The sequence below is a fragment of the Kitasatospora sp. NPDC088779 genome (assembly GCF_040685395.1).
Lineage (GTDB): Bacteria > Actinomycetota > Actinomycetes > Streptomycetales > Streptomycetaceae > Kitasatospora.
In genome coordinates this window covers 73,021-98,867 of the sequence record NZ_JBFBHW010000011.1, presented here as the reverse complement: position 1 = coordinate 98,867, position 25,847 = coordinate 73,021, and the positions used below count along the sequence as shown (strand labels likewise).

At 74.6% G+C, this 25,847-nt stretch carries 23 protein-coding genes and 1 riboswitch; of the genes, 12 read left to right on the top strand and 11 right to left on the bottom strand.

What is annotated here, in order from left to right; translation table 11 throughout:
* The first annotated feature begins 55 nt into the window (after positions 1-55).
* Entirely contained in the window at positions 56-685 is a 630-nt protein-coding gene (locus tag AB0P03_RS12955; RefSeq protein ID WP_063347259.1) for a molybdopterin-dependent oxidoreductase, read from the top strand.
* A gap of 28 nt (positions 686-713) precedes the next feature.
* Here AB0P03_RS12955 and pknB read toward each other — a convergent pair whose 3' ends face one another.
* The 4 genes from pknB to thiO form a co-directional block, all read right to left on the bottom strand.
* Entirely contained in the window at positions 714-2,492 is a 1,779-nt protein-coding gene (pknB, locus tag AB0P03_RS12950) for a Stk1 family PASTA domain-containing Ser/Thr kinase (RefSeq protein ID WP_363628883.1), read from the bottom strand.
* Between the two features lie 119 nt (positions 2,493-2,611).
* Positions 2,612-3,409, bottom strand: a complete 798-nt coding sequence (locus AB0P03_RS12945; RefSeq protein ID WP_363628789.1) for a thiazole synthase — start codon at positions 3,407-3,409, stop codon at positions 2,612-2,614.
* 1 nt (position 3,410) lies between these two features.
* Positions 3,411-3,665: a sulfur carrier protein ThiS gene (gene thiS, locus AB0P03_RS12940; RefSeq protein WP_363582956.1), complete on the bottom strand. Its 255-nt coding sequence runs from the start codon at positions 3,663-3,665 to the stop codon at positions 3,411-3,413.
* The gene (thiO, locus tag AB0P03_RS12935; RefSeq protein ID WP_363628787.1) at positions 3,662-4,837 is read right to left on the bottom strand and encodes a glycine oxidase ThiO; all 1,176 of its coding nucleotides are present in this window, start codon (positions 4,835-4,837) and stop codon (positions 3,662-3,664) included. Before thiO ends, thiS begins: the two co-directional genes overlap by 4 nt.
* 3 nt (positions 4,838-4,840) lie before the next feature.
* A riboswitch (TPP riboswitch) is annotated at positions 4,841-4,953 on the bottom strand.
* 84 nt (positions 4,954-5,037) lie between these two features.
* Between thiO and AB0P03_RS12930 the strand changes: the two genes are divergently transcribed.
* Genes AB0P03_RS12930 through thiE form a run of 3 tightly spaced genes read left to right on the top strand, consistent with a single transcriptional unit; the run spans position 5,038 to position 7,304 of the window.
* A complete protein-coding gene (locus AB0P03_RS12930) occupies positions 5,038-6,246 on the top strand; it encodes an FAD-dependent oxidoreductase (protein ID WP_363582952.1) in 1,209 nt (402 codons plus the stop codon).
* A gap of 42 nt (positions 6,247-6,288) precedes the next feature.
* On the top strand, positions 6,289-6,654 hold the full coding sequence (locus AB0P03_RS12925; protein ID WP_350884398.1) for an Rv2175c family DNA-binding protein: 366 nt from the start codon (positions 6,289-6,291) through the stop codon (positions 6,652-6,654).
* A complete protein-coding gene (thiE, locus tag AB0P03_RS12920) occupies positions 6,654-7,304 on the top strand; it encodes a thiamine phosphate synthase (RefSeq protein WP_363628785.1) in 651 nt (216 codons plus the stop codon). The genes AB0P03_RS12925 and thiE overlap by 1 nt, the downstream gene beginning before the upstream one ends.
* 56 nt (positions 7,305-7,360) lie before the next feature.
* Here the strand turns inward: thiE and AB0P03_RS12915 are convergent, their stop codons facing one another.
* Positions 7,361-8,467: a polyprenyl synthetase family protein gene (locus AB0P03_RS12915; protein ID WP_063347253.1), complete on the bottom strand. Its 1,107-nt coding sequence runs from the start codon at positions 8,465-8,467 to the stop codon at positions 7,361-7,363.
* Positions 8,468-8,687: 220 nt separating this feature from the next.
* Here AB0P03_RS12915 and metF point away from each other — a divergent pair, with 220 nt between their 5' ends.
* Both metF and AB0P03_RS12905 read left to right on the top strand, forming a co-directional pair.
* Positions 8,688-9,608, top strand: a complete 921-nt coding sequence (gene metF / locus AB0P03_RS12910) for a methylenetetrahydrofolate reductase [NAD(P)H] (protein ID WP_363582946.1) — start codon at positions 8,688-8,690, stop codon at positions 9,606-9,608.
* 218 nt (positions 9,609-9,826) lie between these two features.
* Positions 9,827-10,729, top strand: a complete 903-nt coding sequence (locus AB0P03_RS12905; protein ID WP_363628784.1) for a hypothetical protein — start codon at positions 9,827-9,829, stop codon at positions 10,727-10,729.
* Positions 10,730-10,747: 18 nt separating this feature from the next.
* Here the strand turns inward: AB0P03_RS12905 and AB0P03_RS12900 are convergent, their stop codons facing one another.
* Both AB0P03_RS12900 and AB0P03_RS12895 read right to left on the bottom strand, forming a co-directional pair.
* The gene (locus tag AB0P03_RS12900) at positions 10,748-12,244 is read right to left on the bottom strand and encodes an NAD(P)/FAD-dependent oxidoreductase (RefSeq protein WP_363628783.1); all 1,497 of its coding nucleotides are present in this window, start codon (positions 12,242-12,244) and stop codon (positions 10,748-10,750) included.
* A 55-nt stretch (positions 12,245-12,299) separates the two neighbouring features.
* Positions 12,300-12,941: a DUF4126 domain-containing protein gene (locus tag AB0P03_RS12895; protein ID WP_363582940.1), complete on the bottom strand. Its 642-nt coding sequence runs from the start codon at positions 12,939-12,941 to the stop codon at positions 12,300-12,302.
* Positions 12,942-13,518: 577 nt separating this feature from the next.
* Here AB0P03_RS12895 and AB0P03_RS12890 point away from each other — a divergent pair.
* From AB0P03_RS12890 to AB0P03_RS12880, 3 genes are all read left to right on the top strand, one after another.
* Entirely contained in the window at positions 13,519-14,091 is a 573-nt protein-coding gene (locus AB0P03_RS12890) for an SAV_6107 family HEPN domain-containing protein (RefSeq protein ID WP_363582938.1), read from the top strand.
* A 45-nt stretch (positions 14,092-14,136) separates the two neighbouring features.
* A complete protein-coding gene (locus AB0P03_RS12885; protein ID WP_363378597.1) occupies positions 14,137-14,889 on the top strand; it encodes a methyltransferase domain-containing protein in 753 nt (250 codons plus the stop codon).
* A 410-nt stretch (positions 14,890-15,299) separates the two neighbouring features.
* Positions 15,300-15,689: a DUF3040 domain-containing protein gene (locus AB0P03_RS12880; protein WP_350884379.1), complete on the top strand. Its 390-nt coding sequence runs from the start codon at positions 15,300-15,302 to the stop codon at positions 15,687-15,689.
* Between the two features lie 122 nt (positions 15,690-15,811).
* On the opposite strand, the gene AB0P03_RS12875 is transcribed toward AB0P03_RS12880, so the two are convergent.
* From AB0P03_RS12875 to AB0P03_RS12860, 4 genes are all read right to left on the bottom strand, one after another.
* On the bottom strand, positions 15,812-18,265 hold the full coding sequence (locus AB0P03_RS12875) for a DUF3488 and transglutaminase-like domain-containing protein (RefSeq protein ID WP_363628782.1): 2,454 nt from the start codon (positions 18,263-18,265) through the stop codon (positions 15,812-15,814).
* Positions 18,262-19,584, bottom strand: a complete 1,323-nt coding sequence (locus AB0P03_RS12870; RefSeq protein ID WP_363582934.1) for a DUF58 domain-containing protein — start codon at positions 19,582-19,584, stop codon at positions 18,262-18,264. Before AB0P03_RS12870 ends, AB0P03_RS12875 begins: the two co-directional genes overlap by 4 nt.
* 1 nt (position 19,585) lies before the next feature.
* Positions 19,586-20,530 (bottom strand): MoxR family ATPase, encoded by a 945-nt coding sequence (locus tag AB0P03_RS12865; RefSeq protein ID WP_363583028.1) that lies wholly within the window; start codon positions 20,528-20,530, stop codon positions 19,586-19,588.
* A 373-nt stretch (positions 20,531-20,903) separates the two neighbouring features.
* The gene (locus tag AB0P03_RS12860; RefSeq protein WP_063347243.1) at positions 20,904-21,446 is read right to left on the bottom strand and encodes a carbonic anhydrase; all 543 of its coding nucleotides are present in this window, start codon (positions 21,444-21,446) and stop codon (positions 20,904-20,906) included.
* A 563-nt stretch (positions 21,447-22,009) separates the two neighbouring features.
* Here AB0P03_RS12860 and rsmH point away from each other — a divergent pair.
* The 3 genes from rsmH to AB0P03_RS12845 all read left to right on the top strand — a co-directional run bounded on the left by rsmH (position 22,010) and on the right by AB0P03_RS12845 (position 25,783).
* Positions 22,010-22,984: a 16S rRNA (cytosine(1402)-N(4))-methyltransferase RsmH gene (gene rsmH / locus AB0P03_RS12855; protein WP_363582932.1), complete on the top strand. Its 975-nt coding sequence runs from the start codon at positions 22,010-22,012 to the stop codon at positions 22,982-22,984.
* 133 nt (positions 22,985-23,117) lie between these two features.
* A complete protein-coding gene (locus AB0P03_RS12850; protein ID WP_363582930.1) occupies positions 23,118-23,612 on the top strand; it encodes a hypothetical protein in 495 nt (164 codons plus the stop codon).
* Entirely contained in the window at positions 23,609-25,783 is a 2,175-nt protein-coding gene (locus AB0P03_RS12845) for a penicillin-binding protein 2 (RefSeq protein WP_363628780.1), read from the top strand. Before AB0P03_RS12850 ends, AB0P03_RS12845 begins: the two co-directional genes overlap by 4 nt.
* Positions 25,784-25,847: the final 64 nt, after the last annotated feature.

Here is a 25,847-nt window from a genome sequence, read left to right as displayed (position 1 = left end):
GGTCGCGCGAAGGGGCGCGCACGGCGCGTCGGCCGCCGTCTGTCACCATGGAGTCATGGGTCAGTCCGAACAAGAACCGCTTCCGCCGTCTGACCCGAGGCTCCCCCCGGGGCAGCGCGTGCAGCGCGGCTGGCCCGCCCTGCACTACGGGCCCGTACCCCGCTTCAAGCCGCTGACCTGGGACCTCCAGGTGTTCGGCGCCACCGCCTCGGCGGAGAAGCACAGCTGGGACTTCGAGGCCTTCCACGCCCTGCCGCGCACCACCGTCGTCGCCGACCTGCACTGCGTCACCAAGTTCACGCTGCTCGGCAACGAGTGGTCGGGCGTGCCGGCCGCCGCCCTCCTCGACCTGGAGCCCCCCGCGCCCGGCGTCACCCACGTGATGGTCTGGGCCGAGTACGGCTACAGCGCCAACCTGCGGCTGGCCGACTTCGCCGACCCGCGGACGATCTTCGCCACCCACCGCAACGGCGAGCCGCTGACCGCCGAGCACGGTTTCCCCGTCCGGCTGATCGTTCCCGGGCTGTACGCCTGGAAGGGCCCCAAGTGGGTCCGCGCGGTGGAGTACATGCGGGCCGACCGCCGGGGCTTCTGGGAGGAGCGCGGCTACCACAACCTCGCCGACCCGTGGCGCGAGCAGCGCTACTCCCACCAGGAGGAGCCGGGCGACGGCCCGCTGCGCTGAGGGTGGGCCGACGTTCGGAGGAATCCCCTTAGAAGAAGGGGAAGTTGACCGTCACCGCGGTGTGCTGCGGGCGCCGCTCGCCGGCCGCCGGGGACTGACTGGACACCTTGCCGGTGCCGAACAGGTTGACCCCGCTGGTCTGCATCGTGAAGCCGGCCGCCTGGAGCGCCTTCGCCGCGTCGTCCTTGCTCATCCCGGTGACGTCCGGGACGGGCACCATGCCCTTGCTGACCACCAGCGAGACCGCGGTGTTCTCCTGGAGCAGCTGCCCGGCCGCCGGCGAACTGCTGATCACCACGCCCTCCGGCACGGTGTCGTCGTACGTCCCGGTCACGCCGCCCCTGGTCAGCTGGGCCGCGGTCAGCGCGTCGGCGGCCTGGTCGGCGGTCTTCCCGGCCAGGTCCGGCACCGCGATCCGCTTGGGGCCCCTGGAGACGGTCACCGTCACGGTGTCGCTCTTGCGGGTCCGCGCGCCCACTCCGGGGTCGGTGGCGATCACCTGCCCGGCCGGGACGCTCTCGCTGAACACCTCGACGAAGCGGCCGTGCATGCCGTCCTTGTCCAGGATCCGCTGCGCCTCGGCCCGGTCCTTGCCGAGCACGCCGGGCACCGGCCCGTACAGCCCTTCGGACAGCCCGTACGTCGCACCGCCGACCGCCAGCACCAGGGCGGTCAGCGCGGCGACCCAGATCAGCGGCTTGCGGGGGAGGCGGCGCAGCAGGCCGGGCCGGCGCCCGCGCACCGGGGTCGGCTCGTCGTACGGGCGCGGCTCGACCAGCAGCTGGTCCAGCAGCTCCGCTGGCACGTCCAGCACGCTGGTGGGCTCCGGCGCCCCGGCGTCGACGGGCCCCGCCGGCTGCTGGATCACCGAGGTCGGCTCGCTGGTCGGGTAGCGCGGGCTGGGCCGGGTGGAGGCCGGCGGCTCGGCGTCCAGCTCGGCCGGGGTGAGCGTGCGGCGGATCCGCTGGAGGGCGGCGAGCAGTTCGACCGCGTCGTACGGGCGGGCCTCGGCCGTCCGGGCGCAGGCGCCGGCCACTATGGCGTCCAGCCCGGGGCCGACGGCCGGGGCGATCAGCGAGGGGGCGGGGACGTCCTCGTGCAGGTGCTTGTACATCACCTGGACGGGGTTGTCGCCGGTGTGCGGGCGGCGGCCGGTGAGCATCTCGTAGAGCAGGATGCCGGCCGCGTAGACGTCGACCCGCTGGTCGGTGGGGGCGTCCGGGAGGATCTGCTCGGGGGCCAGGTAGGAGACGGTGCCGAGGACCGTGCCGCCGGTCGCGGTGCTGGTCGAGGAGGGCGCGCCGTCGGCGGTGCCGAGGACCCGGACCAGGCCGAAGTCGGCGACCTTGACCAGCCCGTCCTCGGTGATCAGCACGTTCTCCGGCTTGACGTCCCGGTGCACCAGCCCGGCCCGGTGGGCGGCGCCGAGGGCGGCCAGCACCGGCTCCAGCACGTCCAGCGCGGCCCGCACGGACAGCGCGCCGCGGTCGCGCAGCAGGTCCCGCAGGGTGCGGCCGGGCACGTACTCCATGGCGAGGAAGACGTTCGCGCCGTCCGCGCCCTGGTCGAAGACGTTCACCACGTTCGGGTGGGAGAGTCGGGCGACGGCCTTGGCCTCGCGGATGAACCGGGCGGTGAAGCCGTCGTCCCCGGCCAGCGCGGGGTGCATCACCTTGAGGGCGACGACCCGGTCCAGCCGGGTGTCGGTGCCCTTGTAGACGGTGGACATCCCGCCGGTCGCGATGCGCTGCTCGACCCGGTACCGGCCGTCGAGCAGGGTACCGATCAGGGGGTCGTGCAGTGCCATGTCCACCCGGAGAGTCTAGGGCCGCAGGCGGCAGCCGGACCCGGAGGACATCCCCTCCGGGCCCGGCTGTGCCCGGTTTGTGACACGGCACACGCGGGTGGGTGCCGGGCGCCAGGGCGTCAGAACGCCGGGTGCTCGCGGGTGTCCAGCTCCGCCCGGCCGGCCATCGTCGAGGAGGCCTCGGCGTGGAACCGGCGCGGGATGCGGCCGGCCCGGTGGGCGAACCGGCCCGCCTCGGCGGCGTGCCGCATCGCCTCGGCCATCAGCACCGGGTCCTGCGCCCTGGTCACCGCGGAGGCGAGCATCACCGCCGCGCAGCCCAGCTCCATCGCCAGCGCGACGTCCGAGGCGGTGCCGGCGCCCGCGTCCAGGATCACCGGGACGCCCGCGTCCTCCACGATCAGCTGGAAGTTGTGCGGGTTGCGGATGCCCAGGCCGGAGCCGATCGGCGAGCCCAGCGGCATGATCGCCGCGCAGCCGACGTCCTCCAGCTTGCGCGCCAGCACCGGGTCGTCGTTGGTGTACGGCAGCACCGTGAAGCCGTCGTCGACCAGGGTCTCGGCGGCGTCCAGCAGCTCGATCGGGTCCGGCAGGAGGGTCCGCTCGTCGGCGATCACCTCCAGCTTCACCCAGTCGGTGCCGAGCGCCTCGCGGGCCAGCCGGGCGGTCAGCACGGCCTCCCCGGCGGTGAAGCAGCCCGCCGTGTTGGGCAGCACCCGGATGCCGTTGCGGGTCAGCACGTCCAGGACGGAGCCCTGGGTGCCGGCGTCGACCCGGCGCATCGCCACGGTGGTCAGCTCGGTGCCGGAGGCCAGCAGCGCCCGTTCCAGGATCTCCAGGCTGGGTGCGCCGCCGGTGCCCATGATCAGCCGGGAGCCGAAGGACTCCCCGGCGATGGTCAGCAGGTCGTCAGCCATGTCAGCCTCCCTGGACGGCGGTGAGGATCTCGATCCGGTCGCCCGCCGACAGTTCCGTGGCCGGCCACGAACTGCGCGGCACCACGGCCTCGTTGAGGGCGGCGGCGACGCCGCTGTGGGCGGCGCTGAGGGTGGCCACCACCTCCGCGAGGGTGGTCGTGGCGGACACCCGGCGGGGCTCGCCGTTGACGGTCAGCCCGATCTCGGCCGGTGTGGTCTGGGCCGGTGTGGTCTGGGGTGGTGCGATCTCGGTCATGCGGAGGCCTTCGTGGTGGAGCGGTCGGGGGAGAACCGGGTGGGTGTGAACGGCTTTGCAAGCTCGGGGAGTTCGCCGGTCGCCAGGTACTCGGCGAGCAGGTCGGCGGTCACCGGGGTGAGCAGCACGCCGTTGCGGTAGTGGCCGGTGGCGGCGACCAGCCCGGGCAGCGCGGTCGGGCCCAGCAGCGGGGCGTTGTCCGGCGAACCGGGACGCAGCCCGGCCGAGGTCTCCAGCAGCGGGAGTTCGGTGATGCCCGGCACCAACTCGTGGGCGTCGCGCAGCAGTTCGTACACCCCGCCGGCGGTGACCGTGGTGTCGTAGCCCTGCTCCTCGGTGGTCGCGCCGATCACCAGCTCGCCGTTCTCCCGGGGCACCAGGTACAGGTGCTGTCCGCGCACCACCGCGCGGACGTTGCGGGACAGGAACGGCCGGTACGCCTCGGGGATCCGCAGCCGCAGGATCTGCCCCTTCACCGGGCGGACGGCCGGCAGCACGCCCTCCGGCAGCCCGGGCAGCCGGTGGCTGTGCGGGCCGGCCGCGAGCACCACCTGGTCGGCCCTTCGGGTCTCGCCGGTGCCGAGCCGGGCGCCGACCGCGCGGCCGTCCTCGACCAGCAGCCCGACGGCCTCGGCCCGGTGGAGCACGACCCCGGCGAGCTCGCAGGCGGCCACCAGGGCGGTCAGCAGCCGGCGGGGATCCACCTGGTGGTCGTCCGCGACGTGCAGGCCGCCGCGCACGCCGGGGGCGAGCATCGGCTCCAGCCTGCGGGCCTCCCGGCCGGTCAGCCAGGCCGAGTCCAGGCCGAGCCGCTGGTGGAAGGCGTGCAGCTCGCGCAGTTCCTCGCGGTCGTCGGAGTCCAGCGCGACGGCGATCGTGCCGCACCGGCGGTACCCGGTGTCCAGGCCGCCGCTCGCCTCGGTGAGCTCGGCGGCGAAGTCCCCGTACCGCTGGTTGGAGGCCATGCCGAGGCGCAGCAGCGGCTCCTCGCCGTACTGCAGCTCGGTGACCGGGGCGAGCATCCCGGCCGCGACCCCGGCCGCCCCGCCGCCGGGGGAGGGGTCGACCACGACGATGTTCCCCAGCCCGCGCTGCGCGGCGCGCCAGGCGACGGCGAGGCCGATGACGCCCCCGCCGATCACCAACACGTCGGCGTGGGTTTCCTCGGGCAAGCGTGACAAGGCTGCTCTTCTCCCTTCGCCGGAATGACCCGGATCAGGTTCGGACGGTCGCGGGCCGTGCCAGCCCGCCTCTCAGCCCGGTACGCCGGGCTCCCGTGATGGTGCCCCCACCATAACGCCGGGGGCGGGCCCGGCCGAAGGCCCGTACGCGGGGTGGACGGGCCGGTGGCCCCGGCAGGGCGCTGAGTACAGTGACGGGCGTGGCAGAGCTGAACGGAACGGATCAGGTGGTCGTCGTCGGGGCCGGGCTGGCCGGGGCGCAGTGCGCCCTGAAGCTGCGGCAGGGCGGCTGGCGGGGGCGGATCACGCTGGTCGGGGAGGAGCCGCACGCGCCGTACGACCGGCCGCCGCTCTCCAAGGACGTGCTGCTCGGCAAGGCCGACGCCACCACCCTGGACATCGACTACCCGCACCTGGGCATCGAACTGCTCACCGGCCGCCGCGCGACCGGCCTCGCCCCCGGAGTGCTGCACACCGACGCCGGCGACCTCCCGTACGACGCCCTGGTGATCGCCACCGGCGCCACCCCGCGCGCCCTGCCCGGCGCCGAGCGCGCGCACCTGCTGCACACCCTGGACGACGCGCTGGCGCTGCGTGCCCTGCTGCGGCCCGGCCTGCGGCTGGTGCTGGTCGGCGCGGGCTGGATCGGCGCCGAGGTGTCCACCGCCGCCCGCGCGGCCGGCTGCGAGGTGACGGTGGTCGAGGCGGGCCCGGCGCCCGTCCCCGGCGCGCTGCCGGCCGAGGTCGGTTCGGCGATGGCCGCCTGGTACGCCGAGGCCGGTGTCGACCTGCGCTGCGGGGTCGGCGTGGCCGCCGTCGAGGAGGGCGCGGTGCTGCTGGCGGACGGCTCGCACCTGCCCGCCGACGAGGTCGTGGTCGGCGTCGGCGCCCGGCCCGCGACGGGCTGGCTGGCCGGTTCCGGCGTCGAGCTGGACGGCACCGGCGCCGTCCTGGTGGACGGGCGGCTGCGCACCGGCCTGCCCGGCGTCTTCGCGGCCGGGGACTGCGTCAGCTACCCGTCCGCCCGCTCCGGCGCCCGGCTGGCCGTCCAGCACTGGGACCACGCGTTGCAGTCCGGCGAGGCCGTGGCGGCCGCCGTCCTCGGCGCGGACGCGCCGCCGTACGACCCGGTGCCGTACTTCTGGTCGGAGCAGTTCGGGCGGATGGTCCAGTACGCCGGGCGGCACGCCGAGGGCGACGAACTGCTGTGGCGCGGCGGCCCGCAGGACGCCTCCTGGACGGCGCTCTGGCTGCGCGACGGGGTGCCGAGCGCGCTGCTGGCCGTCGACCGGCCGCGCGACCTCACCCAGGGCCGCCGGCTGATCGAGCGCGGCACCGCGCTGGACCGGGCCCGCGCGGCGGACCCCTCGGTGCCGCTGAAGTCGGCGGTCGCGGGGTAGCGGCTGGTGCGCGGGGGGCTGTGGAGGTGGCAGTCTGGTGGCGTGAGTGAGATTGAAAGCAAGATCGAAGCCCTGGTTTCCGAGTGGATGTACCTGCCCGACATCTCGGAGCAGTGGGGGGTGCGCGTCACCGAGGTGCGCGACCTGGTCCGCAGCGGCGGGCTGATCGCCGTCCGGCGGGGCCCCAACAAGTCGCTGCAGGTCCCTGCGGCGTTCATCGACGGCCAGGGGCTGGTCAAGCACCTGTCCGGCACCCTGACCGTGCTGCGCGACTGCGGGTACAACGACGTGGAGATCCTGGAGTGGCTCTTCACCGAGGACCCGTCGCTGCCCGGCAGCCCGATCCAGGCGCTGCAGGAGAACCGCGGCACCGAGGTCAAGCGGCGCGCCCAGGCGATGCTGATCTGATGGCGGCGGACGCACCGCGCCGGCGGCTGGCCGACGCCCGGCTGTACCTGTGCACCGACGCCCGCCGGGAGCAGGGCGACCTCGCCCAGTTCCTGGACGCGGCGCTGGCGGGCGGGGTGGACATCGTCCAGCTCCGGGACAAGGGCCTGGAGGCCAAGCAGGAGCTGGCGGCCCTGGAGGTCTTCGCGGACGCCTGCCGCCGCCACGGCAAGCTGCTGGCCGTCAACGACCGCGCCGACGTCGCGCACGCGGCCCGGCCGGACGTGCTGCACCTCGGGCAGGACGACCTGCCGGTGCCGGCCGCCCGGGCGATCCTCGGCGACGAGGTGCTGATCGGCCGGTCCTGCCACGCCGAGTCCGAGGTGGACGCGGCGCTCGCCGAGCCCGGCGTGGACTACTTCTGCACGGGCCCGGTCTGGCCGACCCCGACCAAGCCGGGCCGCCCGGCGCCGGGCCTCGGCCTGGTCTCGTACGCGGCGAAGCAGAGCACCGACCGGCCGTGGTTCGCCATCGGCGGCATCGACCTCGGCAACCTCGACGAGGTGCTGGCCGCCGGCGCCCGCCGGATCGTCGTGGTCCGTGCCATCACGGCCGCCGACGACCCGCAGGCCGCCGCCGCCGAGCTTGCCCGGCGGGTGCGCTCGGCCTGACGGCCCCGGGGGCCGTCACCGTTCCCCGTACCTGCGGATCCCCCTGCGTGCGGATCTCAGTACTTGCGGACGGTGGCGGCCTCGGCCAGGGCCAGCAGCACCGTGCGGGCCTGCTCGTCGGCCAGCGGCGCCGCCTCCAGCGCGGCCAGGGACTGCCGCATCAGCTCGTCGATCCGGCGCTCCACCCGCTCGGGCGCGCCGCTGCGGGCCACCAGGTCGCGCAGCCCGGCGACCTCCTCGGGCACCAGGTCCGGCGCGCCGAGCCGCTCGTCCAGGTGCCGGGCGTCGGCGGCCGGCAGGCCCCGCATCGCGTGCGCCACCAGCAGGGTGCGCTTGCCCTCGCGCAGGTCGTCCCCGGCCGGCTTGCCGGTGACCGCCGGATCGCCGAAGACGCCGAGCAGGTCGTCCCGCAGCTGGAAGGCCTCGCCCAGCGGCAGCCCGAACGCCCCCAGCGCCGCCACCAGCTCCGGGCCGGCCCCGGCCAGCAGCGCGCCGACCTGGAGGGGCCGCTCGATCGTGTACTTCGCCGACTTGTAGTGCAGCACCGTCTGCGCCCGGTCGAGCGCGCCCTCGTCGGCGGAGTCGCCGGCCACCGGCTCCAGGACGTCCAGGTACTGGCCGACCATGACCTCGGTGCGCATCAGGTCGAACACCGGCTTGGCGGCCAGCACGGCGGCCGGCTCCAGGCCCGAGCGCAGGAACAGCTCGTCGCACCAGATCAGCAGCAGGTCGCCGAGCAGCACCGCCGCCGAGGCGCCGTACTGCTCGCGGTCGCCGCGCCAGCCGTTCGCCCGGTGCAGCGCCTCGAAGCGGCGGTGGATCGAGGGCAGGCCGCGGCGGGTGTCGCTGCGGTCCATCAGGTCGTCGTGCACCAGGGCGCTCGCCTGGAGCAGTTCCAGCGCGGCCGCCGCGTTCGCGATGCCCTCGCCGCCGGCCGGGCCGCCGGCACCGCGCCAGCCCCAGTAGCAGAAGGCCGGGCGCAGCCGCTTGCCGCCGTCCAGCAGGAAGTCGCGCAGGGCGTCGGCGGCGGGCACGAGCTGCGGGGAGATCTTGTCCAACAGGGCGGACTGGCCGTCCATGAACGCGGCGAGGGCGGCGTTGACGCGCGCGCGGACGTCCTCCACGTCTATGGGGTTGGCCGGCCGGTTGCTGGACGAGGTCACGATGAGGCTCCGCTGGTTCGCTGGGGTGCAGCAAGCGTAGCGGGGTAGCCGGGAACGAATGTGCGAGCGGGCGTGCGCGCGGGCGTGCGGGCACACCCGGCGCGGGCCCCGAACGCCGGTCGGAATTCGACGGACCACCGGACGGAGTATCGTCCACCGCTTGTCTCAATCCGTGGTACCGAGTTGTCCGGCCCCTTCGAACGCCGGATAACCTGCCAGCATGGCACTCGGCATCGCTTCCACCAGACCGGACCGCGCACTGACGGTCCGCGAACTCCTGGCAGCCGGAAAGCGGTCCTTCTCCTTCGAGTTCATGCCCCCGCGCACCGAGGTCGGCGAGCAGAGACTCTGGGACGCCATCCGTCGGCTCGAACCGCTGGACCCCAACTTCGTCTGCATGACGTACGGCGCCGGCGGCTCCTCGCGCGAGCGCACCGTCAACATGGTCGGCCGGATCGCCACCGAGACCACGCTGACCCCGGTCGCCCACCTGACCGCCGTCGACCACTCGATCGCCGAACTGCGCAACATCATCGGCCAGTACGCCGACCAGGGCGTGCGCAACGTCCTCGCGGTCCGGGGGGACCCGCCCGGCGACCCGATGGGCGAATGGGTCAGGCACCCCGACGGCGTCACGTACGCGTACGAGCTGGTCGAGCTGATCAAGGGCATCGGCGACTTCTGCGTCGGCGTCGCCGCCTCGCCGAACATGCACCCGCGCTCCACCGACTGGGACGAGGACATCCGGCACTTCGTCGGCAAGGTCCGGGCGGGCGCCGACTACGCGATCACCCAGATGTTCTTCGAGGTCGACGACTACCTGCGGCTGCGTGACCGGGTCACCGCCGCCGGCTGCGAGACGCCGATCATCCCGGAGATCATGCCGGTCACCAACGCCAAGCAGCTGGAACGCTTCCCCCAGCTGAGCGGCTCCGCCTTCCCCGCCGACCTGGAGGCCCGGCTGCGGGCCGCCGTCGACGACCCGGCGGCGCTGCGCGCGATCGGCATGGAACACGCCACCGCGATGGCCGAACGCCTCCTCGCCGAGGGCGCGCCCGGCCTGCACTTCATCACGCTCAACCACTCCACGGCGACGCTGGAGATCTACCAGAACCTCGGCCTGCACCAGCGCCACGCGTAGGCCCCGTCCGGCGCCCCGTCGGGGGTCCTGCGCCGGGCCGATCGGGCCCGCGGGCCCGGACGTTCACCGGCCCGTCACCGCCCCGACGGTGACGGGCTCGGTCGTGTGGGCCCCGGCCGCGACCGGCGGGAACGCGATGCGGTACCCCGGCCGTTGAACCGGTACAGTCGCCGCACACGCGCGGCGAGCGCGGGCACGCGACTGGAGGTAGCGGGCGGATGGGCATCGGATACCTGCTGCTGTACGTCGCGTTGGCGGTGGTGGCGCTCTGGCTGGTCGCCGAGGTCCTGCTGCAGAACCGGGCCCCGCTGCACTGGCGGGCCCTCGCCCTGGTCGGCTTCCTCGCAGTGGCCGCCGGCATGGTGCTCGGCTCCGTCCCGGTGATCGGCGCCGGCGCCGCCCTCTTCGCGGCCGGCCAGACCTTCGTCACCTTCTCCGTCAAGCGCGGCTACCGGGCCGGCTGGTCGCTGCGCAAGGCCGACGGCTCGCTGCCCGGCCCGCTCGCCAAGGTGCCCCTGCTCGGCGCCCTCACCGGCGGCGCGGCCGCCGTGGCCGCGGTCGAGGCCACCGACAAGCGGATCGGTGAGGTCAGCGCCGTCGAGGAGGCCCCGGTCGCCGCCCCCGCCCCGGTTGCCGAGGACGTCCCCGAGGTCGAGCAGACCGCCGCCTTCGAGATGCAGGAACTCGCCCAGGACGGCGTCTACGCGCCCGCCTACTACGAGCAGCAGCAGGCGCAGGCGCCGCACGACCCCTACGCCGAGGCCTACCAGTCCGGCTACGACAACGCCGCCCAGCCGCAGCCGGCCTACGAGCAGCAGCAGTGGCAGAGCCAGCAGCAGCCGGCCTTCGCCTACGACCAGGGCTACGGGGCCTACCCCCAGCAGTCCGACCCGTACAACGGCTACCCGCAGCAGGACCAGTACCAGTCCTACCCGCAGCAGCAGCCCGGCTGGGAGCAGCACCCCCAGCAGCAGTGGCAGACCCCGCAGCAGCACCCCGAGCAACACCTGGAGCAGCACCCCGGCCAGCAGCCGGGCCAGCACCCCCAGGGCATCCCGCAGCAGCAGTCCTACGACCACACCTACGGCTACCAGCAGCAGAACACCTGGCCCCAGGGCTGAGGTCCGGCGCCAGGGCCCCTACGCCGGGCCGATCAGGTTGGCGGCGATGCAGGCGGACATGCCGGCCCGGGCCAGTCCGCCGCCGGGGTGGGCCGCTCCGCCGATCAGGTAGAGGCCGGGGACGGGCGACTCGTTGGCGGGCTGGAGCCATCCGCCGCCGTCTCCGGCGAGCGCGGGGCGGGGGACCGACCCGCCGAGGGCGCCGGTCTCCCGGCGGGTGTCGTCCGGGGTGCGCACGACCCGCCACAGCACCCGTTCGCGCAGGCCCAGGCCGGCGGCGTCGGCGTGCGCCAGCAGCCGGTCCGCGTGGCGCTCGGCGACCCCGGGCGCCGTCCAGTCGACGTCGCCCTGGGCGGGGACGGTCGCGGTCAGCACCACGCTCTCGTGCGCGTCGTCGGGGCGCAGCGAGGGATCGTCCGGGCGCAGCACCTGGAGGGTGGGGCGCTCGCAGGGCGGGGCCGGGAGGGTCAGGGCGTTCTGCTCGGCCGCCGGGTCGGCGGCGTGCACCACCGTCCGGTGCGGGGTGCCGGCCGGCCGGGCGCCGCGCAGCGCGAGCAGCACGCTGAACCGGCCGGGCACCTCGGACGGCTCCCAGTGGTCGGGCCCGAGCTCCGGCCACCGGGCGAGACCGTCACGGAACAGCGCCCTGGTGTCCATCGAGGAGACCACCAGGTCCGCGTCGATCCGCCCGCCCGGGGTGTCGACGCCACGGGCCCGGCCGTCCTCGACCAGTACCCCGGTGACCGGGGTGTCGAAGCGGAACTCCACCTTGCGCAGCTCGCAGCGCCGGTGCACCGCGTCCGCCAGGGCCCGCAGGCCGCCCCGGACGTACCAGACGCCGAAGGACTGCTCCATGTACGGCAGCACGGTGGCCCCGGCGGGGGCGGATCCGGGGGGCAGGCCGAAGCGCAGGGCGTGCTCCGCCAGCAGGGCGGTGAGGCCGGGGTGGCCCCCGAGTTCGCGGGCGGCGACGTCGGCGAGGGTCCACGGGCGGGGCCGGCCGAGCCGGGCGAGCAGGCCGCGCCGGGGCGGGACGGGGTAGGGGTCGGTGTGCAGCGGCGACCGGTCGGCCGGGAGAGGCTCCTCCAGGAGCGGGCGGCGGGTGGCCTCCCAGACCGTCCGGCCGTGGTTCATGACCGCGCTCCAGCGGGCGCCCGAGCCGGCGCCGAAGGCGGCGTCCAGGGCCTGGCTGACGCCGCCGCGGGAGGCGTTGGGCAGGCTGACGGCGGTGCCGTCCGGGAACAGGTGCCGGCTCTCCGGGTCCACCGGGGCGAGGTCGACGAGCTGCTCCAGCGGCTCCTTGCCGGTCTTCAGCGCGAGGTCGCGGTAGACGGCCGGGAGGGTCAGCAGGCCGGGGCCGGTGTCGAAGGCGAATCCGTCGCGCTCGTACCGGCCGACCATGCCCCCGTACGTGCCGCCGGCCTCGCAGACCGTCACCCGGTGTCCGAGGGTGGCCAGCCTGGAGGCCGCCGCGAGCCCGCTCATTCCTGCGCCGATGATGACGATCCGTGCCATGGCACCTGATCCTAGGCCGTGACCTGGGCCGGGTCGGACCGGGCGGGCGCCGTCCTCAGCGCCGCGGGACGTACGGCCGGTCCGCCTCCTGCTCGCGGGCGGCGGACCCGGCGTCGCGGGCGGCGCGGCGTTCGCGGCGGCGGGCCCGGAAGGCGCGGATCCGGTTGACCGCGAACCAGACCAGCAGCAGGCCGACGGCGAGCAGGACGGCGGCGATCGAGGCGGCCAGCCAGGGGTGGAAGATCGCCAGGGATACCAGCCCGGCCACCGACAGGTCCTCCGCCATGCTGACCGCGATGTTGCTGGCCGGTTCGGGCGAGGTGTTGACCGCCATCCGCAGCGAGGCCTTGACCAGGTGGCTGACCAGCGCCGTGGTGCCGCCCATCGCGCCCGCCGCGACCTCGCCGAGCGAGCCCGGGTCGGTGCTCGCGATCAGCGCGCCGACGGTGGCGCCCGCGATCGGCCGGATCACGGTGTGCACGGAGTCCCAGAGGCTGTCGACGAACGGGATCTTGTCGGCCACCGCCTCCAGCAGGAACAGTACGGCGGCCGCGACCAGCACGTCGGTGCGCTCCAGTGCGGGCGGTACCGAGTCCGCGCCGCCGAAGCGGCCCAGCAGTCCGAGCAGCAGCACCACCGCGTAGGCGTTGATGCCGCTGGCGAGTCCGCTGGTGAAGATCAGCGGCACGATCGTCATGGCTTCCCCCTCCTCATCGCTTTCCCCCTCCTTCTCGTGGCCGTGGCCGGTCCGCCCCGGCCACGGCCGTACCGTACCCGGACGTGCCGGGTCGGCCCGCCGGTTCCGGCCACGGCCGGGTCCGGGGCCGACGGATCTGAGTACGCGTACTCAGATCCGGGGTTGAGTACGTCAGCGGATGGCCCGCCGACCTGCCGGGACGGGAGAGTGGTGGCACCGGGACGGCGGCGCGTCGGGCGCCCCGCCCCGGGTGGCGGATCCGTCCGCCCAGCCGGCAGATGAGGGGTCGGCGGGGCGGCGGCGGAGGTCCGCCGCGGGAGCCGGTCACGGGCCTCGCACCGCCGACACGGGGCGGCGGAGCGGGCCGGGGGGAGACCGGCCACCGGAAGGGGGAGCTGGCCACCGCCGCCTGTGGGGAACGGCGGAGCGGCGGCGTACGGCGGCGGCACAGGACCTGGGGGGACAGGCCGGTGCCCGCCGCCGCTCACCCGTTTCGGGCCGCGTTGTCAGTGGTCCCGTTCACGATGGAGGGGCACGGACCGCCCGGTCCGCGCGCTGCCTCGGAACGGGGGAGACCATGACCATCAGCCGTCCTGAGCCCGTCACCGCCCGCCTCCACTCCGCCGCCCCGCCGTCCTCCCCGGGCGGGCGCCCGGGTGGCGGGGACGTCCACCCCGTGCTGCGCCGGACCGCCGCGCCGCCGGCCGCCCTCGACCTGCTCGCCGACGCCCACCGCACGCTCGCCCGGGCCCGCGTGCTGGAGGACCCGCTGGAGCGGTACGCCACCGCCCACCTGGCCGCGCTGCGCACGGTGGCGGCCGTGCTCGCGGTGCGGGGGCGGCCGGAGAAGAGCCCGCGCCGGCGCAAGGCCATCCGCAGTGCCTGGGAGGTGCTGCCCGAGGTGGCCCCCGAGCTGGCCGAGTGGGCGCTCTACTACGGCGCCGGCGCCCGCCGCCGGGCGGCCGCCGAGGCCGGGATCAGGGGTGCCGCCTCGGCCCGTGACGCCGACGACCTGGTCCGCAACTCCGCCCTGTTCCTGCGCCTGGTCGAGCGCCTGCTCGGCCTGCGCCCGACCCCGCCGGCCCCGCGGCTGCCGCTGGACGGCGACGACCCGCCGGGGGTGACGGGCCCCGCCACCCGCCCGGTCTAAGGTGGAGGCATCCTGATCGATCTGCATGTGCCGAGGAGCCCCGCCTTGTACCCGACGCGTCCCCGCAGTGCCCTGCGTACCGCCGTGGTGTGGGAGGTGGTGCGGGCCGCCCTGGAGAAGCGGGCGGCCGAGCTGGACCAGCCGGTGCTCGACGTGGTCGACACCGGTGGCGGCACCGGCAACTTCGCCGTGCCGGTGGCCAAGCTCGGCCACCGGGTCACCGTGGTCGACCCCAGCCCGGACGCGCTGTTCGCGCTGGAGCGCCGGGCCGCCGAGGCCGGGGTGACGGAGCTGGTCCGGGCCGTCCAGGGCGACACCCAGACGCTGCCCGAGCTGGTCGCCCCCGGCACCGTGGACGCGGTGCTCTGCCACGGCGTGCTGGAGGTCGTGGACGACCCGGCGGAGGCGCTCGGCAGCCTGGCCGGCACCCTGCGCCGGGGCGGCCTGGTCAGCCTGCTGGCCGCCAACCGCAACGGCGCCGTGCTGGCCCGCGCGCTGGCCGGCCACTTCACCGAGGCCCGTACGGTGCTGTCCGCGACCGACGGCCGCTGGGGCGAGCAGGACCCGATGCCGCGCCGCTTCACCGGCGAGGAACTGGGCCGGCTGGCCGAGGGCGCGGGCCTGCGGGTGGAGTCGGTGCACGGCGTCCGGGTCTTCGCCGACCTGGTCCCCGGGGTGCTGGTGGACGCCGAGCCGGGCGCGATGGAGGCGCTGCTGAAGCTGGAGGAGGCCGCCGCCGAGCAGCCCGCGTTCCACGCCGTGGCGACCCAGTTGCACCTGCTGGCCACCCTGGCCTGAGCGGCCGCGGGACCGTCCGCCGCCGTACGGTTCGCACACCGTGCGGCGGCAGTTCGCCTTCCGGACGCCCCCCGGTCTCGTCCGGGTGGTCCCGAACCTGCCCAGGTCCGGACCGATTCCACCCGTTCGGGCACTTGTCCGCGTCCCGTGGCGTTGAGCCGGGTGCGGCCGTGCCCGGTCGAAGTGGCCCGTCCCACGCGGCGCAGACCACTCCGTAACGGGCCCACGGACCGTATGATCTGGGTAAAGCCGGAAAGCATGACAGCCGGATGCGTGGGGCATATGGACGACACGGGCCGGGTCCCCCCGCACAGGCGTCCGACCGTGTGCCCCGAAGGCTGATTGGACTTTGCCTCCCCGACCGGGGTGGCGGACCGGTCGCACCCGCGACCGACGAGTAGGAGGACTCCGTGCCGCTCTCGGAGCACGAGCAGCGACTGCTCGACCAGATGGAGCGAGCGCTGTATGCCGAAGATCCCAAATTCGCGACGGCGCTTGAGGGAACCGGGCTGCGCACCTACACCCGCCGGCGGGTGTACCTGGCCGTTGCCGGCTTCGTGGTGGGCATCGGCCTGCTGATGGGCGGCATGGTCGTCCCCGACCAGATCTGGGTCAGCGTCGTGGGCTTCCTGGTGATGCTCGGGTGCGCGGTGTTCGCCGTGACCGGCTGGCGCCGCGGCCCCGCCGGCCAGGGCTCCGGCCCCCGGCCGGCCGCCGCGCCCCGCCGCAAGGCCGGGATGATGGACCGGGTGGAACAGCGCTGGCAGCGTCGTCGGGACGAGCAGGCCGGCGGCTTCTGAGCCGCGCACGGCACGCCCGCCGGGGCGCGCACACGCTGGACGAACGCCGGGGCGGGCAGTCGATCGACTGCCCGCCCCGGCGTTCCCGCGTCCGCGCGACGGCCCGTTCGCCCGGGCCCCGCTCAGGACTCCCTGGAGGCCTGCTCGGACTCCGGCTTGCGCTTGCGCCGGGAGACCACCCGCCGCACCGGGCCGGTGACCGCGGCGGACACCCGGCCGACGCTGGTGCCGACCGCCTCCCGGGCCGCCCGCAGGGCGTCCGAGATCCGCCACCACAGCTGGGCCGAGGACGGCGGCAGCAGCACCGCCCTGGTCCGCCCGGCCCGGCCGGCGGTGGCCCGCAGGCCCTGCCGGGCGGTCCGGACGTCCGCCGACAGCGGGGCGGTGGTGACCTGGCCGGCCGGGGCGTAGAGCACCCGTTCGGTGGCCAGCGCCAGCCGCCCGGCGGCCGCCGCCGAGTCCGCGTCCAGCTCGGCCTTCTCGGTGATCCGCCGGGCGGCCGAGCGCGGGGTGCGTGACTCGTCCGGGGGAATTCCGAGGTCCCAGGCGGAGTCGATCAGTTCGTCCCAGGCGGCCAGCACCTGGGCGTCGGTGAGCTCGGCCGGGCCGCCGCCGGGCCCGCGCCGGCCGCCGGAGCCGAGCCGGCGCCGGCGCAGCGCCGACCGCCAGAGCATCGGCACCAGCAGCAGCGCGATCACCAGCACCACCACGGCGGCGCTGCCCAGGACCTGCCCGGACAGCAGCCAGGAGTCCTCGGCGGCGCTGCTGACGGCCTTGCTCCTGCCGCCGCACTCACCCAGCTGGCGCTGCTTCGCGTCGCAGTCCTTGCTGTCGGTCGGCGCCGCGACCGGCGCCGAGCCCTGCGCGGAGGCGGTCGGCTGCTGGGTCGGCGCGGTGGTCGGGGTGGTGGACTGCTCGGTGTAGCGGGGCTGGACGCCGCGGCTCGGGGTGGGCTCGAAGCGCAGCCAGCCGTAGCCCGAGAAGTACAGCTCGGGCCAGGCGTGGTACATCCGGCCGGTCACCGAGTAGACGTTGCCGCCCTTGGCGTCGCCGGGGGTGAAGCCGACGGCCACCCGGGACGGGATCTTCAGGGTGCGGGCCATCGCCGCCATGGTGGAGGCGAAGTGGACGCAGAAGCCCTTGCGGTCGCGCAGGAAGACCGCGATCGCGTTGCTGCCGGTGCCGCCGTTGACCGCGGTGTCGTACTGGAACTGCGGGCCGGTGAACCAGCTCACCAGCGCCATCGCCCGGTCGTAGTCGTTCGTCGCCTTGGCGGTGACCTCGTGGGCCTGCTGCGCGACGACCGGCGGGAGGTCCTGGGGGAGGCCGGTGTAGTGGTCCCGGATGTCCTGCGGCGCGGTCGACGCGGTGCGCAGCTCGTTCGCGGTGGGCCGCACGTCCAGCGCGCTGACGTGGTAGCGCAGGCTGCGGATCGCCCGGTCGTTGGTCGGCAGGACGGTGCGGGTGAGCGGGTCGAGCTTCCAGTCGGACCGGTTGGGGACCTGGACGGAGGCGGCCGGGTAGGGCATCGGCAGCCAGCTCTTCTCCAGCCGGTCGCTGATCTGGAAGTCGCCCTCGATCCGGGGGAGGTTGGCGTCCCGCAGGCCCTCGGGGGCGGGGAAGGAGGACGGGAGGTCGTTGACCGTGGTGCTGCCGAGCCGCCAGTTGGTGCCGTCGAACTGGTCCAGCGCCCCGGTGCGCAGGTAGATCTGGTCGGCGATCTCGCTGTCCAGGGTGTAGCTGAGCAGTTCGTTGTTGGTGGGCTTGGTGACCGCCGACTCCAGGCTGACCAGCGGGTCGAGGCTGGTGGCCGACCCGATGGAGCTCTTGCCCGAGGACCCGCCGGAGTCGGGGCTCAGCAGGCCGGAGTCCCAGTGCGGCAGGACGACCGGCAGCAGCAGCGCCGCGACCAGCGCGAGGACGCCGACCTGCTGGCCGCCCGGGCTGACCCGGCCGGAGCTCGTCCCGTCGCGCGAGCCGCCGTGGAAGACCCGGCCCCAGCGGGAGACCCGGTCCTGCCCCTCGGCGAACAGCAGCACCAGGTAGCCGGCCGACGCCAGGGCGAACCAGAGCCAGCTGCCGTGGTCCCCGGAGAGCCCGTTGCCGACCGAGTACAGCGCCAGCAGCGGCAGCCCGGCCAGCGCCGAGCGCCGGTACGTCACGGCGACGGTGTCCACCACGACGGCGACCAGGCCGACCGAGGTGACCAGGATCAGCCGCAGGCCGGGGTTGGGCGGCGCCGGGATGGCGTACACCTGGATGTCGTCCAGGCCGGAGTTGATGACGTGGTCGAGGGCGCGCAGCGAGGACGGCCCGGGCACCACGCCGCCCAGCAGCGAGCCGGAGCCGGCGAAGCCGATCAGGATCAGCAGGAACAGCACCAGCAGTTGGCCGACGGGCACCGTCCAGCGGTACAGCGGGGCCCGCCGCAGGCCCGCGCCGACCGCCGCGATCACCGCGATCACCAGGAAGGCGTGGGTGATCCAGCTCCTGGTGGTGAGCAGCGGGGTCAGGCAGAGCGACGCGAGGGCGGTGGCCAGCGCCGAGTAGACGGTCAGTTTGGCCCGGGTGGTCACGCGCCGGCCTCTTCTCGGTAGGGGGAGGTCGTCTTGGCGCCGTCGGCGGCCTGCCAGAGGTCCGGGACGGAGTCCCCGGAGCTGACCGGCAGGACGGTCCAGCCGGCCTCGCGCAGCTGCCGGACCCGGTTGCGGAACTCGTCGCCGCCGGTGTCGGGGGCGAGCATCCGCAGGCCCGCCCAGGTGCCGGTGTCGAGGAGGAACGCGACGGCCCCGCCGGTGCGGCTGCGCAGCCGGGCCAGCCGGGCGGTCTGCGCCTCGTCGAGTTCGCCGAGTACGGCGACCAGCAGTCCCTCGCCGCCGGCGCGCAGCGGCTCCTCTGCGCGGGAGAGGCCGGCGCCGTCGGACAGGTCGGCCACCGCGAGCGCGTCCAGGATCAGCCCGGAGGCGTCGGCCGCGGTGTTGCCGCCGCCGGCGCCGGGGCCGGGCACCCACTGGCCGGTGTCGGTGAGCAGCTGGGTCTGGTAGCCGCGCTCCAGCAGGTGCACGGCGACCGAGGCGGCGCAGCTCACGGCCCACTCGAAGGAGGAGGCGGGGCCGATGCCGCGGTGGCCGATCTCCCGGGTGTCCAGCAGGACGGTCGCGCGGGCCCGCTGCGGCTGCTCCTCGCGGCGCACCATCAGTTCGCCGTACCGGGCGGTGGACTTCCAGTGCACCCGGCGCAGGTCGTCGCCGGGCCGGTACTCGCGCAGGATCACGTCGTCGTCGCCGGCCAGCGCCAGGGTGCGGGCACGGCTCTCGCCCTGGCCGCCCCACTCGCCGCTCAGCCGCACGTGCGGCAGGGCCTGGACCTGGGGGACGACGGTGAGGACGTCGGAGGCGGAGAAGGAACGGTTCACCTCGCACATCCCGAACGGGTCGGACAGCCGCAGCTGGAGCGGCCCGAGCGGGTAGCGGCCGCGCAGGTCGGAGCGGACCCGGTAGGAGACCTCGCGGTGGCCGCGCGGCTCGACCCGGTCCAGCACGAAGCGCGGGCGCGGCCCGAGCACGTACGGGACCTTGTCCTCCAGGAGCAGCAGCCCGGTGGGCACCCGGGAGACGTTGTCGACCCGCAGGTGGACCCGGGCCTCCTGGCCGGCCACCGCGCGACGCGGGCTCAGCCGGCGGCCGCTGGCCACCCGGTAGCGGGTGTTGGCGACCACCAGCGCGGCGGCCAGCGGCAGCGCGGCGAGCAGCACGCCGACGCGCAGCAGCGCGTCCTGGTCGAGCAGGTAGGCGCAGCCGACCGCGGTGACGCCGGCGGCGAGGAAGGAGCGCCCCCGGGTGGTGAGGCCGCGCAGCCCGGTCCGCAGTCCTGACGTCGGGTCGGACGGGGCCACCTCAGCCCCTCCGGACGGCCGGGCCGCCCTGCGGGCGCGGCAGCGGCAGCCGGGCGACCAGGTCGGTCACGATCTGCTCGGCGGTGCGGCGGCTGAGCTGGGTCTCGGCGGTCGGCATCAGGCGGTGCGCGAGGACGGGCACGGCCAGGCGCTGGATGTCGTCCGGGGTGACGTAGTCGCGCCCGTCGAGCGCGGCGGCGGCGCGGGCGGCCCGGACCAGGTGCAGGGTGGCGCGCGGCGAGGCGCCCAGACGCAGCTCGTGGCTGGTTCGGGTGGCGCCGACCAGGTCGACGGCGTAGCGGCGGACCGGGTCGGCGATGTGCACGCTGCGCACCAGGTCGACCAGCTTGAGGATGTCGGCGGCGTGCGCCACCGGCTGGAGGTCCTCCAGGGGGCTGGCGCCGGAGTGCACGTCGAGCATCGCGAACTCGGCCTCGGGGCTGGGGTAGCCGATCGAGATCCGGGCCATGAAACGGTCCCGCTGGGCCTCCGGCAGGGGGTAGGTGCCCTCCATCTCGACCGGGTTCTGGGTGGCCACGACCATGAACGGCGAGGGTAGCTCGTAGCTGGTGCCGTCGATGGTGACCTGGCGTTCCTCCATCGACTCCAGCAGCGCGGACTGGGTCTTGGGCGAGGCGCGGTTGATCTCGTCGCCGACCACGATCTGCGCGAAGATCGCGCCCGGGCGGAACTCGAAGTCGCGCTGGTGCTGGTCGTAGATGTTGGTGCCGGTGACGTCCGAGGGCAGCAGGTCGGGCGTGAACTGGATGCGGCGGACGGTGCAGTCGACCGAGCGGGCGAGCGCCTTGGCCAGCATGGTCTTGCCGACGCCGGGCACGTCCTCCAGCAGCAGGTGGCCCTCGGCGAGCAGGACGGTCAGTGCGACCCGGACGGCCTCCGGCTTGCCCTCGATCACGCTCTCGATGTTGGCGCGGATCCGGTCCACGACCGCGGCGAGCTCGGGAAGTCCGGCCCGGTGGTACCCGTCCGTCCCCTGGCCGCCCCCCGCAGGACTGCCGAGACCGGCCTGATCGCTGTAGCTCGTCACCCGTATACGCTCCCTGGCACCCTGTGCCCGCCTCACCCCGAGGCCGGACCCCACCCCATGCTTGACGCGGCCTTCCCGGGGGCGGTTCCGTCGGGAATCCGGTGCCGGGGTAGCGGCCTGCGGCCTGGCCGCCCCAGGTGGTTCGAGGTCTGACCGGCAGGCGCATTCTCCCCTGACCGGTGACCAGAAGTCACCCTCGGGACGGCCCCGGATGCCCGGACGCCGTTGGCCGGGCGGTGCGCGGTGCGGGGCGGTGGTGCGGGTACGGGGTTCAGTGGATTTCGCGCAGGAGCCCGGTGTGGACGTCGAAGACGAAGCCGCGGACGTCGTCGGTGTGCAGCAGGAAGGGCGAGGTGCGGACCCGCTGCATGGACTGGCGGACGTCGCCGTCGAGGTCGACGAAGGCCTCCACCGCCCACTGCGGGCGCTGGCCGACCTCCAGCTCCAGCTCGCGGCGGAAGTCCTCGGTCAGCCCGAGCAGGCCGCAGCCGGTGTGGTGGATCAGCGCGACCGAGCGGGTGCCGAGGGCGCGCTGACTGATGGTGAGGGAGCGGATGGTGTCGTCGGTGACGACGCCGCCCGCGTTGCGGATGACGTGGGCGTCGCCCAGTTCGAGGCCGAGCGCCGCGAACAGGTCGAGGCGGGCGTCCATGCACGCCACCACGGCGATCTTCTGGACCGGGCGGGCGTCCATGCCGCCGTCCCGGAAGGTCACGGCGTACTCGCGGTTGTCCGTGACGAAGCGGTCGATGATGGCGGGTCGCGGGGAGTCGGCAGCGTCGGTCGGCGTCGGCCGGTCGGGGGTCACTGTCATGGTGGCGACGTTAGTGCGATTCGGGCGTCCGCGGTGGGGAGGAGAGCTACAGATCGGGCCGCTGTGATCGAGCGCATAGCCACAACAGGCGGACCGTTCCACGCGTTCGGGAGGGTTTGTCCGGGCTGGTCCCGGAGCGCCCGCGGGGCGGGTGCGCGGGTGGGGCGCGCGGCCGCTCCCGCGGGCCCCCGGCCGGCACCTCCGCGGGGCCACTCCCATGGCTGCGACCTGCGGTGATCCGTACCGCCGCCCGGGTGGTGCGCCGGAGCGGACCATTGACTGGCGGGGCCCGCGCGATAGAGTTTGCGGCGCAGTGGAGCACACCCGCCGGATCCCGTCAACCGGGCTTTTCCGGCCTGGGTGGCCCGGTTGATGCGGCCCGTGGCCTCCACCCGCTCCGTGCCCACCTGGCGCACCTTCCCCGGCGCCGGGCGGTCACGATCTTCCCCCTGGAGCGGGCGGGGACCACGGGCCGCGTCGTCGCGTCGTGCAGTGGTGGGCGAGAATGGTCGGAGCTCCCGGTCGTCGGGCTGCTCCGCACCTGAGGAAGGGCGCCACCGCGCATGACCACCAACGATCCGGGCCCCAAGCACGTTCCGGTCATGCTGCAGCGGTGCATGGACGCCCTGGCTCCGGCGATCTCGCGCCCCGGGGCGGTGGTGGTGGACGCCACCCTCGGCCTCGGCGGGCACAGCGAGGCGCTGCTCACCCAGTTCCCCGAGGTGCGGCTGGTCGCGGTGGACCGCGACCCGCAGGCGCTGAAGCTCTCCGGCGAGCGGCTGGCGCCCTTCGGAGACCGGGCCACCCTGGTGCACGCCGTCTACGACGAGATCCCCGAGGTGCTGGAGCGCCTGGACATCGACCGGGTGGACGGCGTCCTGTTCGACCTCGGCGTCTCCTCGATGCAGCTGGACGAGGCCGATCGCGGTTTCGCGTACGCGCAGGACGCGCCGCTGGACATGCGGATGGACCAGACCCGGGGGATCAGCGCGGCGGAGGTGTTGAACACCTACAGCCACGGTGCCCTGGCCCGGATCCTCAAGGTCTACGGCGAGGAGCGGTTCGCCGGGAAGATCGCCTCGGTGATCCTCCGGGAGCGGGAGAAGGAACCGTTCACCAACAGCGCGCGTCTGGTCGAGTTGGTGCGGAACGCCATTCCGGCGGCGACCCGCCGGACCGGCGGGAACCCGGCCAAGCGGACGTTCCAGGCGCTGCGGATCGAGGTCAACGGCGAGCTGGAGGTCCTGGACCGGGCGATTCCCGGTGCGCTGGAGGCCCTGGCGATCGGCGGTCGGATGGTCGTGATGTCCTACCAGTCGCTGGAAGACCGGCTGGTGAAGCAGTACTTCGCCGCCGGGTCGACCAACACCGCGCCGCCGGGGCTGCCGTTCATCCCGGAGGAGCACCAGCCCTGGCTCAAGCTGATCACCCGTGGTGCCGAGCTGGCCACGGAGGAGGAGATCGAGGAGAACCGGCGCGCCGCGCCCGTACGGCTGCGGGTGGCGGAGAGGATCAGGGACCGTAGCAAGCGGGGCTGAAACGTTGGCCCCGGCGGGGTCCGAAGGGCGGAGGAGAGCAGTGGGGCCGGTGGCCGGTGGGGTCCGGGCGGGGCGGGGATCGTTCCCCGGACAGGGCAGGGCGCGGATCACGGTCCGGCCGGGGCGGCGTCCGGTGCGGGGCCGCACGCCGTTCGCGGTGCTCGTGGTGGTGCTGCTCGCGGCGGGGCTGCTCGGGCTGCTGGCGCTGAACACGGCGCTCAACGAGGGCTCCTTCGAACTGTCCCGGCTGCAGAAGCAGACCACCGTGGCGACCGACGAGAAGCAGGGCCTCCAGCACCAGATCGACCAGAGCTCGGCGCCGGACGCGTTGGCGCGGCGGGCCGCCGAGCTGGGCATGGTCCCGGCCGGCGGGATGGCCTTCCTGGACGTCCCGAACGGCGGCAAGGTGATCGGCACGCCCGGACCGGCGCAGGACAGCCCGCCGGTCAAGCGCTCGACGGTCGACCCGTGGCCGATGAAGCAGCCGGCGCCGAGCGCCCCGGCGGGTGCGCCCCCGGCGAGCGCCCCCCCGGGCGCGCCGAGCCCGGCGGCGACGGCCGGTGACTCCGTGGTCCAGATCAACCCGGCCTCCCCGGCCGCGCCGTCGACCGGAGGTGCGGGCCGATGAGCACGCCACGTCAGCCGTCCGGAGGCTCCGGCAACGGCCGCCGCCAGCCGCCCAAGGGCGCCGCGCCCCGCGCGGCCGCGCCGCGCGGCCAGTCCGCCGGCAAGGCCCAGCCCGCGAAGGGACAACCCGTCAAGGGACAGTCCGCGAAGGGGCAGCCGGCCAAGGGCCAGCCCGCCAAGGCCGCCGCCGCCCGTACGCCCCGGGCACCGCAGCAGCGCCGCCCCGAGGGCCGCCCGCCGGCCCGGAGCCAGGCCGCCGTCCGGCCGCGCCGCCCGCTGCGCCCCAAGGCGCTCCGGCTGGCCGAGCCCAAGCGCCGCCTGCGGGTGATCACCGTGGTGATGTCGCTGGTGTTCTCGGTGTTCGCGGGCCGCCTGGTACAGCTCCAGCTGCTGGACTCCGACGCGCTGGCCGCCGACGCCAACACCAACCGCTACCTGAACATCCCGATCACCGCCGAGCGCGGCTCGATAACGTCCTCCGACGGGGTGGCGCTGGCCGCCACCGTCGACGCGTACGACATCACCGCCGACCCGGCGATGTTCACCCCGGCGGCGACCGGCATCCCGGACGCCCCGGAGCAGGCGGCCGCCCTGCTGGCGCCGATCCTCGGCGTGCCCAAGGACAAGATCGCCGCCGACCTGCACACCCCCAAGACCCGCTACAAGCGGCTCGCCGCCCAGCAGACCCCGGCCACCAAGAGCCAGATCAGCGACCTCAAGGCGGGCCTGGAGAAGCAGGCCGGCTCGCGGACCTGCCAGGCCCAGAAGCGGCTGCTGACCAAGGCCGCCGACCAGGGCGGACGCACCCGGGTCGACAACGAGTGCGCCAACCCGCTGGCCGGGGTGTTCAACCGGGAGACCCAGAAGCGGATCTACCCCGCCGACGGCCTGGCCGCCAACCTGGTCGGCTTCGTCAACGGTGAGGGCGAGGGCGCCGGCGGCCTGGAGCTCCAGTACCAGAAGCAGCTGGCCGGCAAGGACGGGCACAGCAGCTACGCCCAGGCGGGCGGCCGGCTGGTGCCCACCGCCGGGGGCTCGATGGACCCGGCCGTGCCCGGCACCGACGTGAAGCTGACCATCAACCGGGACATCCAGTGGGCCGCCCAGCGGGCGCTCACCGACCAGGTCGCCAACTCCGGGGCGGAGAAGGGCTACGTCGTCGTCCAGGACGTGAAGACCGGTCAGGTCCTGGCGATGGCCACCGCGCCCGGCTTCAACCCGAACGACCTGAGCACCGCCAAGCAGTCCCAGATGGGCAACGCCGCGCTGGTCGACGCGTACGAGCCGGGCAGCACCGCCAAGCTGATGAGCCTGGCCGCCGTCCTGGACACCGGCAAGGCCAACTGGGACACCAAGGTCACCGTGCCCAACCGGCTGGTCCGGGCCGGCCAGCAGTTCAAGGACGACGTCGAGCACGGCGACTGGTACCTGACCCTGGCCGGGGTGCTGGCCAAGTCCTCCAACATCGGCACCATCGAGGCGGTCGAGACCCTCGGCGCCGACCAGTCGGAGGTCAACAAGACGCTGGACGGCTACATGCGCAAGTTCGGCGTGGGCCAGCCGACCGGTCTGAACTTCCCCGGCGAGACCCCTGGGATGCTCAAGACGCCGGGGGACCTGGTCGCCTCGGAGAAGTACAACATCGCCTTCGGCCAGGGCCCGCTGCAGATGAACGCGCTGCAGGCCACCTCGGTGTACTCGACCATCGCCAACGGCGGCGTCCGGGTCGCGCCCAGCATCGTCCAGGGCACCACCAGCCCGGACGGCAAGTACACCGCGACCCCGCCGGGCGAGCAGACCCAGGTGGTCAGCGAACAGACCGCCAAGACCCTCACCTCGATGCTGGAGTCGGTCGTCGACGACGAGCAGGGCACCGGCGGCAAGGCCGCCATCCCCGGCTACCGGGTCGCCGGCAAGACCGGCACCGCCAACCGGGGGGCCGCCAACGGCAAGGGCTACGACGGCTACACCGCCTCCTTCATCGGCTTCGCCCCCGCCGACGCCCCCCGGTACACCGTCTCCTGCACCCTCCAGGGGCCGGTCAACGGCCACTTCGGCGGCCAGCTGTGCGGACCGGTGTTCAAGCAGGTGATGGAGTTCACCCTGAAGACCATGCAGGTCCCGCCCAGCGGCAGCCAGGCGCCCAACCTGCCCGTCGAGTGGAAGCCGTGAGCGAGTATGAGCAACGAGCGGGTCGGGCCGGACGGCGGCGCGGCGAAGGGCCGGTTTGGCCCTG

Bases quoted from the DNA above. Each gene is read 5' to 3' on its own strand.
- pknB (WP_363628883.1), bottom strand. From the start codon at position 2,492: ATGGCACTGCACGACCCCCTGATCGGTACCCTGCTCGACGGCCGGTAC.
- thiS (WP_363582956.1), bottom strand. From the start codon at position 3,665: ATGACCGAGATCGCACCACCCCAGACCACACCGGCCCAGACCACACCG.
- AB0P03_RS12955 (WP_063347259.1), top strand. From the start codon at position 56: ATGGGTCAGTCCGAACAAGAACCGCTTCCGCCGTCTGACCCGAGGCTC.
- AB0P03_RS12845 (WP_363628780.1), top strand. From the start codon at position 23,609: ATGAGCACGCCACGTCAGCCGTCCGGAGGCTCCGGCAACGGCCGCCGC.
- AB0P03_RS12900 (WP_363628783.1), bottom strand. From the start codon at position 12,244: ATGGCACGGATCGTCATCATCGGCGCAGGAATGAGCGGGCTCGCGGCG.
- AB0P03_RS12890 (WP_363582938.1), top strand. From the start codon at position 13,519: ATGACCATCAGCCGTCCTGAGCCCGTCACCGCCCGCCTCCACTCCGCC.
- AB0P03_RS12860 (WP_063347243.1), bottom strand. From the start codon at position 21,446: ATGACAGTGACCCCCGACCGGCCGACGCCGACCGACGCTGCCGACTCC.
- AB0P03_RS12895 (WP_363582940.1), bottom strand. From the start codon at position 12,941: ATGACGATCGTGCCGCTGATCTTCACCAGCGGACTCGCCAGCGGCATC.
- rsmH (WP_363582932.1), top strand. From the start codon at position 22,010: ATGACCACCAACGATCCGGGCCCCAAGCACGTTCCGGTCATGCTGCAG.
- AB0P03_RS12905 (WP_363628784.1), top strand. From the start codon at position 9,827: ATGGGCATCGGATACCTGCTGCTGTACGTCGCGTTGGCGGTGGTGGCG.
- thiE (WP_363628785.1), top strand. From the start codon at position 6,654: ATGGCGGCGGACGCACCGCGCCGGCGGCTGGCCGACGCCCGGCTGTAC.
- metF (WP_363582946.1), top strand. From the start codon at position 8,688: ATGGCACTCGGCATCGCTTCCACCAGACCGGACCGCGCACTGACGGTC.
- AB0P03_RS12945 (WP_363628789.1), bottom strand. From the start codon at position 3,409: ATGGCTGACGACCTGCTGACCATCGCCGGGGAGTCCTTCGGCTCCCGG.